This window comes from Dictyobacter halimunensis (genome assembly GCF_036245075.1).
Genome location: NZ_BSRI01000002.1, coordinates 2,815,014 through 2,829,159 on the forward strand (window position 1 = coordinate 2,815,014; position 14,146 = coordinate 2,829,159).

The 14,146-nt window shown below is 53.4% G+C and carries 15 protein-coding genes and 1 tRNA gene; 6 read left to right on the forward strand and 10 right to left on the reverse strand.

What is annotated here, in order from left to right:
* Positions 1-62: 62 nt before the first annotated feature.
* Positions 63-830, reverse strand: a complete 768-nt coding sequence (locus AABA21_RS25745) for a TlyA family RNA methyltransferase (protein WP_338254637.1) — start codon at positions 828-830, stop codon at positions 63-65.
* 34 nt (positions 831-864) lie between these two features.
* Complete coding sequence (locus AABA21_RS25750; protein ID WP_338254638.1) at positions 865-1,938, reverse strand: ROK family protein; 1,074 nt, start codon at positions 1,936-1,938, stop codon at positions 865-867.
* A gap of 421 nt (positions 1,939-2,359) precedes the next feature.
* On the opposite strand from AABA21_RS25750, the gene AABA21_RS25755 reads away from it, so the two are divergent.
* Positions 2,360-2,704, forward strand: a complete 345-nt coding sequence (locus tag AABA21_RS25755; protein WP_338254640.1) for a hypothetical protein — start codon at positions 2,360-2,362, stop codon at positions 2,702-2,704.
* Positions 2,705-2,801: 97 nt separating this feature from the next.
* Here the strand turns inward: AABA21_RS25755 and AABA21_RS25760 are convergent, their stop codons facing one another.
* The 6 genes from AABA21_RS25760 to AABA21_RS25785 form a co-directional block, all read right to left on the reverse strand.
* Positions 2,802-3,053: a hypothetical protein gene (locus tag AABA21_RS25760; RefSeq protein ID WP_338254642.1), complete on the reverse strand. Its 252-nt coding sequence runs from the start codon at positions 3,051-3,053 to the stop codon at positions 2,802-2,804.
* Between the two features lie 300 nt (positions 3,054-3,353).
* Entirely contained in the window at positions 3,354-4,064 is a 711-nt protein-coding gene (locus AABA21_RS25765; protein ID WP_338254643.1) for a YIP1 family protein, read from the reverse strand.
* Between the two features lie 185 nt (positions 4,065-4,249).
* Positions 4,250-4,702: a D-aminoacyl-tRNA deacylase gene (gene dtd, locus AABA21_RS25770; protein WP_338254644.1), complete on the reverse strand. Its 453-nt coding sequence runs from the start codon at positions 4,700-4,702 to the stop codon at positions 4,250-4,252.
* Entirely contained in the window at positions 4,699-5,268 is a 570-nt protein-coding gene (acpS, locus tag AABA21_RS25775) for a holo-ACP synthase (RefSeq protein WP_338254646.1), read from the reverse strand. The genes dtd and acpS overlap by 4 nt, the downstream gene beginning before the upstream one ends.
* 28 nt (positions 5,269-5,296) lie before the next feature.
* Positions 5,297-6,712, reverse strand: coding sequence for a UDP-glucose dehydrogenase family protein (locus tag AABA21_RS25780; protein ID WP_338254648.1), 1,416 nt, complete (start codon positions 6,710-6,712; stop codon positions 5,297-5,299).
* Positions 6,713-6,716: 4 nt separating this feature from the next.
* Positions 6,717-7,382, reverse strand: a complete 666-nt coding sequence (locus tag AABA21_RS25785; RefSeq protein ID WP_338254650.1) for an MBL fold metallo-hydrolase — start codon at positions 7,380-7,382, stop codon at positions 6,717-6,719.
* A 666-nt stretch (positions 7,383-8,048) separates the two neighbouring features.
* On the opposite strand from AABA21_RS25785, the gene AABA21_RS25790 reads away from it, so the two are divergent.
* Entirely contained in the window at positions 8,049-9,362 is a 1,314-nt protein-coding gene (locus tag AABA21_RS25790) for a hypothetical protein (protein ID WP_338254651.1), read from the forward strand.
* Between the two features lie 128 nt (positions 9,363-9,490).
* On the opposite strand, the gene AABA21_RS25795 is transcribed toward AABA21_RS25790, so the two are convergent.
* Together AABA21_RS25795 and AABA21_RS25800 are read right to left on the reverse strand one after the other, a co-directional pair.
* A complete protein-coding gene (locus AABA21_RS25795) occupies positions 9,491-10,285 on the reverse strand; it encodes a phytanoyl-CoA dioxygenase family protein (RefSeq protein ID WP_338254652.1) in 795 nt (264 codons plus the stop codon).
* Positions 10,286-10,317: 32 nt separating this feature from the next.
* A complete protein-coding gene (locus AABA21_RS25800) occupies positions 10,318-11,130 on the reverse strand; it encodes a phytanoyl-CoA dioxygenase family protein (RefSeq protein ID WP_338254654.1) in 813 nt (270 codons plus the stop codon).
* Positions 11,131-11,262: 132 nt separating this feature from the next.
* On the opposite strand from AABA21_RS25800, the gene AABA21_RS25805 reads away from it, so the two are divergent.
* The 4 genes from AABA21_RS25805 (at position 11,263) to AABA21_RS25820 (ending at position 14,138) form a co-directional block, all read left to right on the forward strand.
* Complete coding sequence (locus tag AABA21_RS25805; RefSeq protein ID WP_338254655.1) at positions 11,263-12,261, forward strand: helix-turn-helix domain-containing protein; 999 nt, start codon at positions 11,263-11,265, stop codon at positions 12,259-12,261.
* A 93-nt stretch (positions 12,262-12,354) separates the two neighbouring features.
* A tRNA-Lys gene (locus AABA21_RS25810) sits at positions 12,355-12,426 on the forward strand.
* Positions 12,427-12,618: 192 nt separating this feature from the next.
* Positions 12,619-12,963: an ArsR/SmtB family transcription factor gene (locus AABA21_RS25815; RefSeq protein WP_338254656.1), complete on the forward strand. Its 345-nt coding sequence runs from the start codon at positions 12,619-12,621 to the stop codon at positions 12,961-12,963.
* A gap of 353 nt (positions 12,964-13,316) precedes the next feature.
* Positions 13,317-14,138 carry a PHP-associated domain-containing protein gene (locus AABA21_RS25820; RefSeq protein ID WP_338254657.1) on the forward strand — a complete coding sequence of 274 codons (822 nt, stop codon included), beginning with the start codon at positions 13,317-13,319 and terminating at the stop codon, positions 14,136-14,138.
* Positions 14,139-14,146 lie beyond the last annotated feature (8 nt).

Genomic DNA, 14,146 nt, shown 5'->3' on the forward strand with positions numbered 1-14,146 from the left:
GGACACCCCACACCCCGGCAGGAGGGCGCCAGCCCTCCTGCACCTCCCTACTTTCCATTGATTCAGGCTTGATTGGTGTCTTTAAAGCGCAGCTGGAAGAGGAATTCGCGATTGCCGTCTCGGCCCAGGATGGGTGAGTCGATCTCGCCAGCGACTTGTAAGGGCGTGTGTTCGGAGATCCAACTACGTAGCTCCTGTAGGACGCGTTGATGCACTTCGGGATCTTTGATGACGCCTCCTCCACGGTCGACTTCGGCTTTGCCCGCTTCGAACTGGGGCTTGACCAGCGCGACGATCCAGGTGTCGGCGTTGTGGGCCAGCAGTGGTACCAGAGCTGGCAGGACCAGGCGCAGCGAGATGAAGGAGACGTCGATGACCGCGCATTGCATCGGTTCTGGCAAGCTGGTGAGGTGGCGAATGTTGGTGCGTTCCATGACCACTACACGAGGATCATTGCGCAGCTTCCAGGCCAGCTGCCCGTGGCCGACGTCGATGGCGTAGACGCGGGTGGCTCCACGCTCCAGCAGGCACTCGGTGAAGCCGCCAGTCGAGGAGCCGACATCGATAGCGATCCGATCTGTCGGCTGCAGCTGGAATGTATCCAGCGCCTTTTCCAGTTTGAGGCCGCCACGGCTGACAAATTTTAACTCTGGAGAAGCTTCTGCTACACGGCACGCTGCGTCCGGCGGCACCAGGGTGCCGGGTTTATCTACCATCCGATCCCCCACATAGACCTGCCCGGTCATAATAATGGCACGGGCCCGCTCTCGACTTGGTGCTAACCCCAACCGTACCAGTGCCACATCCAGACGTTCTTTCTTGACTGCCATGTTTGTTCTTGCTGCTCCTCTATATATGTGTATCTTACTGATTATAATATGACAATGCGCCGGCACCTACCAGTCCGACGTCCGAGCCCAGCTCGGCCAGCACAATTTCAACCGACCGGGCCGGTACCTTCATAGCTCGCTCCTGCAGGATGCGCCTGGCGGGTGCCAGTAGCATATCACCCATCTGCACGACACCCCCACCCAGTACAATACGTTCGGGATTAAAGATATGTACCACATTGACGAGTCCGACCCCAATGCCTTCGCCCGCGCCCGCGATGATGTCACGCGCCTCGGGGATACCTGCCTGCGCGGCCTGCGAAACCATACGCGCATTGATATGCACCGCGTTCTTCTCGGCCCGTTTCACATCCGCTGGCGTATCGGCGTCGGCCACGGGCTCCTGGTGAGCCAGCACGAAATTGAATAGTTTCTCGCCACGGCCAAGGGCGATCAGCTCGTGGGCGCGGCGAGCGATAGCGGTACCAGAAGAGATGCTCTCCCAGCAGCCAATATTGCCACAATTGCAGCGTGGGCCACGCCAGTCGATGGTCATGTGGCCCAGCTCGGCCGCCGTACCGGAGATCCCTTCGATAATATGGCCATCGGCGATCACACCGCCACCGATGCCGGTACTGATCGTAATGTAGACCACCTCCTGGCTGCCACGACCGGCTCCAAACATATACTCGCCGAGCGCCGCCGCGTTCGCATCGTTCTCAACATGAATAGGAATATTAAACTTTTCAAAGAAAATGGACTGTAAAGGGACATCAATCCAACCAGGGAGATTGGGTGGAGAGAAGACAACGCCAGTACGACTGTTCAGAGGGCCTGGGGCTCCGATGCCGATGCCAGCAATCTCATCTAACGTCACGTTTGCCTCACTTAACGCCTGCTGAATTGAATCAAACATGCGTGGAATCACTCGATCGGGAGATGGAGAATCGCCAGTCAATAATCCCACACGCGACAATAACTTTTCCCCTCGCAGGACTGCGGTACGAATCTGTGTGCCGCCGAGATCTACTCCAATCACCAATGGGCGATTTTCGGTACTGGTACCGATTCTGGATGATTGGATTAACTCTGTCTGTTGGTCGTTCATGGCTAATAAGCTCCGGTTGCAGTTTCTTACCCTAGATGATACTGCATTTCACCCAACTGAACAAGGGAGGGGCTAATAGAAGGACCGGTAGATAATAAGCGACTGCCCATAATGCTGGTGGTTGTGCCTGCGGCTCCTGAGGCAATGCGCAGGCACGTTGTAAGTGGATTTTTTATAGTACGAATGCCGTGATATTGCATGTGACTTTGCACGTTAATACATATATAGAGCAACTGCCTGGATATATTTTTTATCCGGTGAAGCGGAATTTCCTGCCCCAATAAATAGAGATGACGACGTTTAATAGGTAGGTTTGAAACCTTTCATCTATTCGTTGTGGTCTTTTAGTTGCATCTATCAATGCCTGTTTTGGATCGGGCAGGCATGTGAATGTTATTGTTACCAGTAAAAGGAGCAGACCATGCCATCAAGTGAAAGCTCACAGATATCTACCGCGCTGACCGCCTATTTCGCCATCGTTGGAATTATTGCGCTCATTTCTATTATCTTTTCTATCATCATTTGGTGGAAGATATTTTCTAAAGCGGGCTATAGCGGCGCCATGAGTCTCTTAATGTTCATTCCAATCGCCAACCTGGTCGTTCTATGCATCCTGGCTTTTGGAGAATGGCCTGTTCTGCAGGAGCTGAATATGTTGCGCCAGCAGGTGCGCTCCATGCCACAGCAATACAATGCTAATCCGCAGGGACCACAGTTCGCACCCGGACAGAATCTTCAGTCGGGTCCGCAATATCCACGCTATTAACGTAGTATCTATTACATAAAACAAAATAAAGAAAAGGAAGCGATGGAAGCTTCCTTTTCTTTATTTTGTTTTATCAATATCGGTACTGATTGAGGCGCTAGAGATCGACACTATGGCTGCGTAGGATGAAGATAAGACTGCTGGCGCCGAGCAGAAAAAGGATCAACGCGGTCCAGCCCGAGATCTGGGCGGCTGTTAGCTCGTTGCCGATCACGCTACCGGTAAAGACCTTCGAGAGCTGGTAGATACTCAATGCCAGAAAAAAAATGGTAATGATGGCACTGGGGATGAGCAAGCGTACTTTTTTACCCATTTTGTGCCCTTCCAGGGTGACTGCTGGTGGTGTCATATACCTACCTTCAGAATACGCGTCTTATGTTATACAGGGATAGTGTTCTTGATATGTATGAAATAGTTCACAGTTTCCTATAGATATATTACGTTTGATCAACAGAGAATGGATACGAATACACTTTTTTGAGCTTCTGTGCAGGGCATTTTCAGCTCTTAATGTTAAGACGAATACATTTTATCTTTATAAAAAATATGAAGCGGGTTACGCAATAATAGATATACGGGACCAAGCAGTATAGAGGAACGATCATTCTCTACGCTGCTTGATCTGTTTTGTCGCCCGGTTTACAGTGTTTTAGTGAAGGGAGGGGAGGCTATTTGAGAGATAGTGGGCGAGCGCGAACAGGGCACCACACATAGCCAGGAGCCCAATGATGTATGGAATAGCCACAACAATAATGGATTTATCGCGATTCAGATTGTGCACGCCTTTGACGACGAATACGTTGATGACCACGCCGTAACAGAAGGCGAGCAGACTAATTAAGGGGGCGAAGAAGAGGGTAGAGAAATGGAAGGCGACAAAGAGCGTGATGATGATGCCACCGATCAGGCTTAAGGGCAGCAGGTAGAGCAGCATGCTAAAGGCGTGCCCCACAAAATGTCCATTGCCCCGCAGCAGGCGTGCCGCGGCAAACTGCAGACCAACCTCGATAAAGAACAATACTGGTACAAGAACGATTTTGATGATGAAGGCCCCGATGGTCGCGCCTACAGTGATCACGCTTAGCAGACCAAAGATGATATTCGAATGGGTATTAACCCCGGTGGAGGTATCGCGGAAGAAGCTTCTGAGCAGCCCCATTATTATTGGTATTAATAAAAGGATCGCCAGTTGAATCCAGACCAGTCGCCAGCTGGCGTACTCGGCCGCCCGTGCGAAGGTGCGGGCCGTCGGGTGAACAATGGCTTTAACGTAGAATTCGGGTAACCTGCGTGCCGGATGTGGTGGCGTGCCCAGCGTTTGAGCCTGCGCCGGCTGAAAATGTTCAGAATCCCATCTCATGGCTTTCTACCTCGTCTCATGTCTATCCACAATCGAGATCGTCCAAGCAAGCTAACGGTATTATCATATCTGACTCAAACGGAATGTGCAAATAAACATAAGATGAGGTTACGGTGAATAAAAGCGGCAGAGCCTGTGACACGCATGTCACAGGCTCTGCCGCTTTTATTCACCGTAAAAAATCTTTAGCGGGACAGGTGATCGCTATCCATGATGATGGTGACGGGTCCGCTGTTGATGAGGGATACGTCCATATCGGCGCCGAAGACGCCGCCCTGTACCCGCAGACCGTGTGAGGTGAGCGCTGCTTTGAAGCGTTCAACCAGAGGTTCAGCCAACGCGGGGGGCGCAGCCGCCGTAAAGCTGGGGCGGCGACCTTTGCGAATATCGGCGTAGAGGGTAAACTGGGAGACGACCAGGACCGAGCCCTGAACATCTAGCAGCGAGCGATTCATCTTGCCCTCGGCATCTTCAAAGACGCGTAGATGTACCAGCTTCTCCGCCATCTGGGCGACCTGGGCCTCGCCATCTTCGTGGCCGATGCCAAGCAGGACCAGAAATCCCTGCTCGATGGCGCCGACGATCTGACCCTCGACACTGACACTGGCCTGCTTCACGCGCTGTACGACTGCTCTCACTCGTCCTGTTTCCCTGTTTCTAACTCTATGGATGGATCGGATTCAGCTGAGGCATCGGTCGCAATACGGGTAGCCTGAATAGCCACGGCAATGGCGATCGAAAACTGGGCCAGATCGGCCATACTGACATCAAAGGCATTCAAGCCCAGATATTCAGCGCGCTGCCGGGCTTTGCCGTGCAGGCGCACCGAGGGGCGTCCACTGCGCAGATGGACAACCTCCATCTCGCGCCAGCCCACGCCACGGATCCCCGTGCCCAGCGCCTTACTGATCGCCTCTTTAACCGCGAAGCGACCCGCCAGCCGCGACATTTTGCCACGGCTCTGAGCCACCTCTAGATCGGTAAAGACGCGCTTGAGAAAGCGCTCCCCATGTCGTTCAAAGACCTTGCGAATGCGATCCACCTCGATAATATCCACACCGACCGCTACATTGACACCCTGGGTTGGATGCAATGAAGAGGGCAGGCCAGCCATACCGCCTGAGCCGAACAACCATTCCGGCATAGGTGCATCTGCCTGGCGTACCAGTGGAGTGAATAATAATGGCTGACCTTCTTCATTCATCGTGAATTGAAGCTCCTCTAAAGCTAATTTAGCTCTCGCTGGCGATCAAAGTCTCCTGAGCCACCTGTCCGGACATATCGCTGGTTGTATCTCCAGCGGGCAGGATGGATGGGGCGGGACTGGTAGCGCGGCCCATACCGCGATAGGTGAAGCCATAGCGCGACATCTCAGAAGGCTCGTAGATGTTGCGGCCATCGATCAAGATCGGTTGACGCATCGCGGCCCGAATCTTCTGCATGTTCAAGGATTTGAACTCGTTCCATTCAGTCACCACGACCAGGGCATCGGCCTGATCGGCGACCTCGTAGGACGTTTTACAGAAGGTCACATCCTGCAGATTGACGTTCTCACGCATCAGTGCCTCGCGGCCTGTCTCGGCGGCGACCGGATCATAGACGCGCACGTGCGCGCCCTGACTGGTGACCCAATGGATGATATCGACGGCTGGAGCCTCGCGCATATCATCGGTATTAGGTTTGAAGGCCAGACCCAGGATGCCGATGGTCGTGCCGCGCAGTGAGCCGAGCAGATTATTCAACTTGGTAACCACCAGGCGACGCTGATCATGGTTGATATCCATTACCGCGCGCAACATCTGGGGATGCAGACCGGCCTCATCGGCCATATGCGCCAGGGCACGCACGTCTTTAGGGAAGCAGCTACCGCCATAGCCCAGACCCGCGTCCAGGAAGGAATGACCGATACGCTTATCATAGCCCATACCAACCGCGACCTGTTTGACATCGGCCCCCAGGCGTTCACAGACCTGAGCGATCTCATTGATGAACGAAATCTTGGTGGCCAGGAACGCATTGGAGGCGTACTTGATCATCTCAGCGGTATAGAGATCCGTGATCACAAATGGGGCACGCAACTGCAGGTACAGGCGCGCAACCTTGTGAGCCGCCTCCGGCTCAGAAGAGCCAAGTACGATGCGATCGGGATTCTGGAAGTCCAGCAGGGCCGCGCCCTCGCGCAAGAACTCGGGATTAGAAACGACCGAGAAGCTCGCGTCAGGTGACTTCAAATTATTGCTGATCACGCGCGAAACGACATCGCCGCTCCCAACTGGAACGGTACTCTTATTAATAACGATCGCGTAGTGATCGAGATTTTCAGCGATACTACGGGCGGCACTTTCCACGTAGCGCATATCGGCCCCACCCTGATTATTGCCAGTGGGAGTATTGACAGCAATAAAGATAAATTCGCTATTCTCAAGGCCTTCAGGATAGCTTGTTGTAAAACGCAGGCGACCAGCCTGCACATTGCGCTCTACCATCTCCTCCAGGCCGGGTTCATAGATTGGGAGGATGCCCTTATTTAAGCGATCAATTTTTTCCTGAACGATATCAATGCAGGTGACTGTATTACCTAGATCGGCCAGACACGTGCCCGTTACCAGGCCCACATAACCTGTTCCAATTACACAGATAACTGACACAATATTACTCCTCTGCGGTTACGAATGGATTTTCATACTTCTCTTCTATAATAGTTGTCGGCTGCCCGTGACCGGGAAAGACGACCAGCTCATCTTCAAGGGTATATAATTTATTTCGGATCGATTGCTCAATCTGTTCATAGCTCCCTCCTGGAAAATCGGTGCGCCCAATACTCCGATAGAAGAGGGTATCGCCACTGAAGACACAATATGGTTGACTGATCAAGCAGATGCCACCTGGAGTATGTCCAGGGGTATGTATCACCTCGAGCGTAATCGTACCAAACGAAATAGTATCGCCCTCTTTAAGTAAAATATCTGGTTTGCGCCTGACCAATGGGGGTGTTACTCCATATTCCCGCGCGGTTCGCTCATCTGTATAAAGAGGAACATCCGCGGGATGGATAGCGAGCGGCACTGGATAAACCGCGCTCACAGCATCAATAGCGCAGATATGATCTATGTGCCCATGCGTGTTGATGATATACCTGGGAACAAGCTTCAGCTCCTCAATTGCATCAAGGATCTTCCCTGGCTCGTCACCTGGATCTATGATAGCCGCTTCACGTGTTTCTGGGCAGGCATATAGGTAGCAGTTTTCTTCGAACATGCCAACTGTCACACACTTCACAATGGGCGTTTGTTCTGTGCTGCTGGTATTTGCAGGCATGCTGTATTGTTCCTCCTGGTCCTCAGGTATACAATGCTGAGAGACATTATAGCATAGCTCCTCCCCGATCAGGCGCGTGCGAAACGTCGCCCTGTATCCTGTTCGATAGCGTGGATCGCGCTGCCATAGCGCGACACCTGCTAGTCTTCTAAACAATGAGAGAAGCCGGTCGGGGACATTTTTGTTCAGGCGACAGGACTTATGTACCCTTTCTGTTTGTTTCGGACGAACGAGACAGATAGAAAGTTTCACCGGGTACTGATGGTTCACATTCTATTTTTTTATGTTCGGTAGATGCAAATCCTGTTTTCATTTGCTTCTGCATTATGTAACGAGCGGTTCCCCCAAATTGCCACTCATGTAGCAGTTAATTACTAACAAGATTGTTAGAATGGGTCTGACTTCCCCCATCCTGGGGGACATGAGCGCCCCCACACGCGCGTCCGCTGCGCAGCCGCACTGGTTTTATATAGTGGTTGAGCGCCGTAGGCGCGTAGTGTCAGGGGCCGCAGACGTGGCTGGAACCATCTCAGAGGGAGAAAGTGGACGAAACGAAATATGTAGGGTAAAATGTGTACTATAAGGAACTTACTTCATTATCCTGTGTCTTGGTGCCGCATGAGTGCCCAAATGGCAACTGTCAACTCAGGAGGAGTAGAGGAAAGTATGTCGAAGGATCACCTGGAACATAGAATGTATCGTAAGAGTCCCGGACGCCAGTATGGCTATGATTATGACCCGTTGCGTAGCCGAAATGGCTCGAAATCGCCCAGGGGCGAGACCGCGAGTAGATCTGGGATGCTGCTCGCCCAGCGCCCGGATCCCCGACGAACTCGGCAGCTCATGCGTCAAAGTATCATTGCCAGTAAGCGCCCCGTTGAAGATGAAACCGAGCAATTAGAATTTAATGATCATCTCTATGATAGCAATGATGATCTATACGAGGCTCGCCCCAGCCGCCGACCAATTGAGCGTCATGAGGAGTCTGATGCTGATCTGACGCCTGTGCGCAGGCGTTATCGTGGTATCCAGCCTGAAGAGCGGCCGTCGCGGCGAAATCTGCCGCCGACCGGTGCGCTTTACCTGCCAGAAGATGACGAATACGAGAATGACTGGCAGGACCTGGTGGACGTCGATCCCGATCTGGGTGTCGATGAAGCAATAGATGAATATGCGGGTTATGGTAGTGATGATGATGGCTATGAGGTTGATGAGGCGCCGATGCGAGCCATCGCGCTGCGCCAGCCGAAATTGACGCGGCGCCTGGAATCCGAAGATGTTGAGCACGTCTATCCCGAAGAAGATGATAACTACGACTATGAATATGAATTCACGGGCGACCAGTCTGCGGTTCGCCCGGTTAAAGGCAAGGCAAAAAAGAAGAAAAAGTTATCCCGCCGTGGTCTATTGATGGGGGCCGGCGCGGCCTTAGTGGCTGGCGCGGGTATCGCGGCCTATGAATACGCTCCTAAAATACCCCAGTCGGTGGGAGATGTGAGCACCAATGTCGAGCACCAGGTGCAGGATGCCTTTAACAAGGGTGTGACGCAGGGAATGGACCAGGCGCGCAAAGAGTTTGTAACCTCGTTGGAAAACCTCGAAGGCGTGACCCTGGAAGGCGCTATTACCGCGGCCCGCCTGACCCGCGTCGCGTACGATGTGTTTGTCTCGCCGATCGTCAAATTCGGGGCCGCCATCTCGGGCGATATTCTGAAGGGAATGTTGAGTGCCTTCAAAACCGCCCGTGGTCTGCTGGCGGGCATCTACCAGGATAACGCCACGCTGATCGCGATCCAGAAGGTATTGGAGTCATGGGTTTCCCAGTCCAATACATTGCCCAAGCAACTTGACGCCATCACGCAAGCCGATCTTAGTGGCGCCCAGGCCTATCTGCGTGCCCTGCAGCGCAAGATTGATGATGAGAAGGCGAAGATGAATCAGCCGGCGGCTACGCCAACTCCTAAGCCGCCAGCTAAATAACGCCCGTAGGTTTCGCGCCTGCGGCGAGAAATTTGTTTAGTCAGGAACAGATGCCATATCACGGATGGGGTGCATTCGCACCCCATCCGTGATATGGCATCTGTTCCTGACTAATAATATATGTTATATCAGGGGGCGAGGATCGGGAAGCGTTCGCCGGTCAGGGTTGCGCCGGGTGTCAATTGGAGGTCATCGGTGACGATGTGTGGATTGCCACTAAAGTGGACCTCATCGGGCATGTAGATTGTAATGATGGCGCGGCGCGGCCTGTCGCTTTGGTTAGGGCCGGCGTAGTGAAATGTGCGTCCATCGTGAAAGGTACAGCTGCCGGCGGGCATCGGTTGGAAACGTGGTGTAAAGTCCAGGTTCAGCTCACGCGCCTTTTCCTCCGGCACCAGCTTAAAAAGATCCTGGGGAGCCTTCAAGTTAATCGGCTCCAGCCGTCCCAACTTATGGGATCCCGGTATAAAGGCCATGCAGCCATTTTCTACGTACACATCGTCTAAAGCCATCCAACAGGAGAGCGAACCATCCTCGCGCATGGGCCAGTAGGGAATATCCTGGTGCCAGCTGGAGGCTTTAGAGTCGCCGGGCATCTTGATCAAGGCGTGATCGTGCCAGAGGCGTATGGTCTGGGCCCGCGCCAGCTGGCGCGCGATATCGGCCAGTTTGGCATTAAAAACGTAGCTCCGTATGCCTTCGTGAACCTGCCAGAGGTTCACCTTCTGCACAAAGATTTTACGATACTCGGCATCCTCGCTGCGATCGTGGCTGGCATCCAACTGTTGCTCCAACACCTCATCCAGAGCCTGGCGCGCCTGCCCCAGCTCTTTGTCCGTCAGCACATTGAGCAGCTGGATGTAACCATTATCCTGATAAAACTGGACCTGCTCTTCACTGATGGGATACATCGTCGTTGTCATCAAGCCCTCCTTTTATGTATTTTATTAGCCAACTAGTTGCCGCTGTTATCAAAATGGGGACGCAGGGCAGACGGATCGATAGCGTCTTTATCCAGTTGGTAGCGATTATCCGTCGAGATGCGCAGATGATCAGGTGTCAGATTGGGGAGCGCCTTGTGGATGGTATAGGAGCGGAAGAAGAGCGCGTCACCGATCTCAAAGTTATCGGTATGCCAGGTCGCCTGCGACTCATCGACTGGTACACCTTTGCCGCCCACCGCGCCAGGATGGGTTGCCGTGTGTTCGATAAAGCCCTGGCGATGCGAACCGGCCCACACGGCCAGCCCACCCAATGTCATCGGACAGGCACCCAGGGGGGTCCAGCACGAATACGTCTCAACCGAACCACGGATATAGAAAAAATCCTGGTGGGCTGGCGTTGTATATTTTATTGAGCCGGGAAAGGTAATGCGCCCGATGCGGCGTGGATGAACCAGCACCTCGCCATCCAGCAGCTTCGCGGCGACGGCCATCAATGACGTGTGGCAGGGAAAATTATGGAAGTCCGGCAGGCGTAAAACCTGGCGATAGACATCCAGATATTCCCGCTGTCCCTCGGTTTTGGGCTCAATGCCTGGCCGGGCGATACCCTCCATCAGATCGCGATCAGGGTCCAGCCAGCCGGCCTGCTGGATGACCGTCAGCACTGAGCGCCGCACTCCCAGCACCGTCTCCTCAGGCACCAGGTGACGGAAAAACAGGTATCCATACTCATCCATACGCGCCCGCAGCGTCGCGGCGTCGCTGTTCGCATCCGACTGCACAAACGGTATATAGTTGGTAGTGGCTGCTTCTGTCTGGCTCATATTTTTCTTCTCTCTCCTTCGCCGGGATAAGGTATACTACGTTCATAGTGATAATAGTAAGGAAAATGAGCCCGACTTGCTTGTCAATTTAGAGAGAGATTTTGGCATTTTCACCGGACAGGAGCAAGAGCGATGGCGGTATACGAACAATTACACTATTGGTATGAATATCGGTCGTTCACTACGGCCCGGCAGGCGTTGCAGCCCTGCTTCTTCACCGATATCCTGACGCATCCATGCCTGCCGCTGGGCATCCGGCGGGAGTTCTATGAGCAGGGCAATGACACCGGCCTGCATAAGCATGAAGATTTCTATGCCCTGTATGTCGTGCGCTCCGGTAGTGGCGTGCACCTGATCAACGATCATCCTTATGCCATTACGCGTGGCAACGTCTATGTCCTTTCCCCCGGAACCGTCCATGCCTATCGCCACTACTGTCAGCTGGTCATCGATGCCTTTTATTTTCAGCCCGAGCTCTTCCATCCCGATGAATTGCTGGCGCTGCGCTCGCTATCGGGCTTTTGGCGGCTCTTTATCGCGTCCGAAAAGCTCAAGCAGCCGGTAGGACATGAAGAGGTAATCGACCACCACCTGCACTTATCGCCGGAAAAGCAGGCGGAGATTGAGCAGGAGATCGCGGAGATCCACAGCGAATTTACGACGGTGCGCGCGGCGGATGCCGTGGTGCTCGCACGCGGCCAGTTTTTCCGCATGTTGATCCACCTGGCGCGCTGGCAGAATGAGCAGGGTGAGGGAGCGAGAGCGCAGGCCAGCCTGCAGTCCAACGCGCAGCAAAAGATGGGTCTGGCGAATATCCTGCATTTCTGCGAAGAGAACTACCACGAGCCACTCAGCGTGCCACAACTGGCGGCCCGGATGTTTTTGTCGCCCAGCCGCTTCAGCGAAATCTTTTCGCGCGAAGTTGGCATGTCGCCGGCCGCCTACATCAAGCAGCTCCGTTTGGAGAAGGTACAGACCCTGCTGCGCACCACCGTACTCTCAACCACCAGCATCGCCCACCAGGTAGGATTCCGCGATAGCGCTCAACTGGCGCGCGTCTTTCGTTCAACCTTTCACCTGACTCCCACCGCCTATCGGCGCAGTTTTCACATCCAGCAGGAGCCTGAATGATCTAATTGGCCGCATTGAACAAAATAGATGTTCTTCACCCCTTGACGCTAGCCGGACAGTATGCTATTATCATGGTGCCACGCGAAAAGGCGCGGGTGACTAGCTCAATGGTAGAGCAAGCGACTCTTAATCGCTAGGTTCAGGGTTCGAGTCCCTGGTCACCCATCATTATCAAGCTCCTACTACCAGGGAGCTTTTTTTTTACCCATTTTTCTTATCATCTTGACATAGTATGGAACGAAACATAAGATATAAATACAGTTTTATATATTGTGTCGGCCCCTCTTAAACAGGCTGTAGAGCCTATCTGGGGTGGCTATCCAGGCACACTCAAGAGATTGGGGAAATAGAACGCCTATGGAAAACTGGCGTGACCTCAAACGGATCTTGAAAGCGTTGGGGGGGGTCGCCCGGCTAACCATTGTCTATCACCTGGCACATAACCATGAAGTCACTGTGACAGATTTAACGGAGCGACTGAATATCAGTCAGCCGCTTGTCTCCTGGCACCTGCGTAAATTGCGCCGCGCCAACCTGATCCAGACCCGGCGTGTTGGTCGATTGGTTTATTGTTCTTTAAACCAGCCGCGCTTTCAGTCCTGTCTTCAGCGTTTAGAGGGGCTTATCGACCCCAATATTCTGACCGAGTCGCTCCCAACGGGTGCCGAACTCATTGAGGCCGATACAGGATCGGAAGAGTAGGCAGATCACGGATGTAATCTTCAAGATCCCAAACATAACTACGTCGCCTCTTTACCCTGCAACTGCCTGTAGCCGTTATGCTATGCAGTCAGGAATCGCAAATTTTAACAAAAAATTACATAGCGTTAATTCGAAAGTTTAATGTACCTGTGGTAGTGTGGAAGTGGAGCCTGAACGAGCGGGAGGTAGGCGCGTCTATAGAACGCAGGGTCGTGGGAGTGGATACATCGGAACAGACGAGAGCATGTCTGGTGCTGATGACAGGATGAGAACACCGCCTCGATTATCAGGTGAGGGTATCATGTACATAAGAGTACTCAGCCAAACACAGGCCAATGCAGAAAAGGAAAGACATGTTGACAAGCAAACGCGATCAAGGGAAGCAAGATCTTGAGAATGTAAGCCATGGTACCGCGATGCTCAAAAAGCGCCGTAAAATGACGCCCGAGCAGGCGCAGTACGCTGGCAAGCATGGCAAGGCAGATTTGCATATGCATAGTACATATAGCGATGGCTGTGGGACGATCGAAGAGATCCTAGAGCATGTGCAAAATAACACTGACCTGGATGTGATTGCTCTTACTGATCATGACGTTATCGAGGGATCGCTGCGGGCTCGTGACCTGTGGGCCAGAGGTTCCTATCGTTTTGACTTCGTCGTAGGCGAAGAAGTTACAACCACCCAGGGTCACCTGCTGGCCCTCTTCATTGAGAAACGCATTCCCAGCGGCTTCAGCATGGAGCGCAGCATCGACATGATTCATGAGCAGGGAGGCCTGGCCGTAGTCGCGCATCCGCTGCATCGTTTCTTCCGTCATAGCTGCCAGCGCAGTATCATGGACCAGATCCATGCCTCTAAAGACGTCTGGCTCGACGGGGTCGAGACCTGGAATGCCAGCTTCTGTGGCATCTATGCCAACTACATCGCCATGGGCACCAACCGGGAAGTGTACGGCCTGCCAGAGCTGGGCAACAGCGACGCGCACACCCTGAGCGCCATCGGCAGCGGAGTCACCTGGTTTAACGGTCAGACCGCTGCTGAGATCCGTAGCGCCATCGAGCAGAACAGCAGTGCCCCCGGCGGCAAAATGTGGGACATGCAGGCGTACTACCACTGGGTACGCTACCTGATGAACAAAGAGCAGCGCGAAGCGCGCCGCCCGGCCATCGCATAACCTCATAG

Bases quoted from the DNA above. Each gene is read 5' to 3' on its own strand.
- AABA21_RS25745 (WP_338254637.1), bottom strand. From the start codon at position 830: ATGGCAGTCAAGAAAGAACGTCTGGATGTGGCACTGGTACGGTTGGGG.
- AABA21_RS25750 (WP_338254638.1), bottom strand. From the start codon at position 1,938: ATGAACGACCAACAGACAGAGTTAATCCAATCATCCAGAATCGGTACC.
- AABA21_RS25755 (WP_338254640.1), top strand. From the start codon at position 2,360: ATGCCATCAAGTGAAAGCTCACAGATATCTACCGCGCTGACCGCCTAT.
- AABA21_RS25760 (WP_338254642.1), bottom strand. From the start codon at position 3,053: ATGACACCACCAGCAGTCACCCTGGAAGGGCACAAAATGGGTAAAAAA.
- AABA21_RS25765 (WP_338254643.1), bottom strand. From the start codon at position 4,064: ATGAGATGGGATTCTGAACATTTTCAGCCGGCGCAGGCTCAAACGCTG.
- acpS (WP_338254646.1), bottom strand. From the start codon at position 5,268: ATGAATGAAGAAGGTCAGCCATTATTATTCACTCCACTGGTACGCCAG.
- AABA21_RS25785 (WP_338254650.1), bottom strand. From the start codon at position 7,382: ATGCCTGCAAATACCAGCAGCACAGAACAAACGCCCATTGTGAAGTGT.
- AABA21_RS25790 (WP_338254651.1), top strand. From the start codon at position 8,049: ATGTCGAAGGATCACCTGGAACATAGAATGTATCGTAAGAGTCCCGGA.
- AABA21_RS25795 (WP_338254652.1), bottom strand. From the start codon at position 10,285: ATGACAACGACGATGTATCCCATCAGTGAAGAGCAGGTCCAGTTTTAT.
- AABA21_RS25800 (WP_338254654.1), bottom strand. From the start codon at position 11,130: ATGAGCCAGACAGAAGCAGCCACTACCAACTATATACCGTTTGTGCAG.
- AABA21_RS25805 (WP_338254655.1), top strand. From the start codon at position 11,263: ATGGCGGTATACGAACAATTACACTATTGGTATGAATATCGGTCGTTC.
- AABA21_RS25815 (WP_338254656.1), top strand. From the start codon at position 12,619: ATGGAAAACTGGCGTGACCTCAAACGGATCTTGAAAGCGTTGGGGGGG.
- AABA21_RS25820 (WP_338254657.1), top strand. From the start codon at position 13,317: ATGTTGACAAGCAAACGCGATCAAGGGAAGCAAGATCTTGAGAATGTA.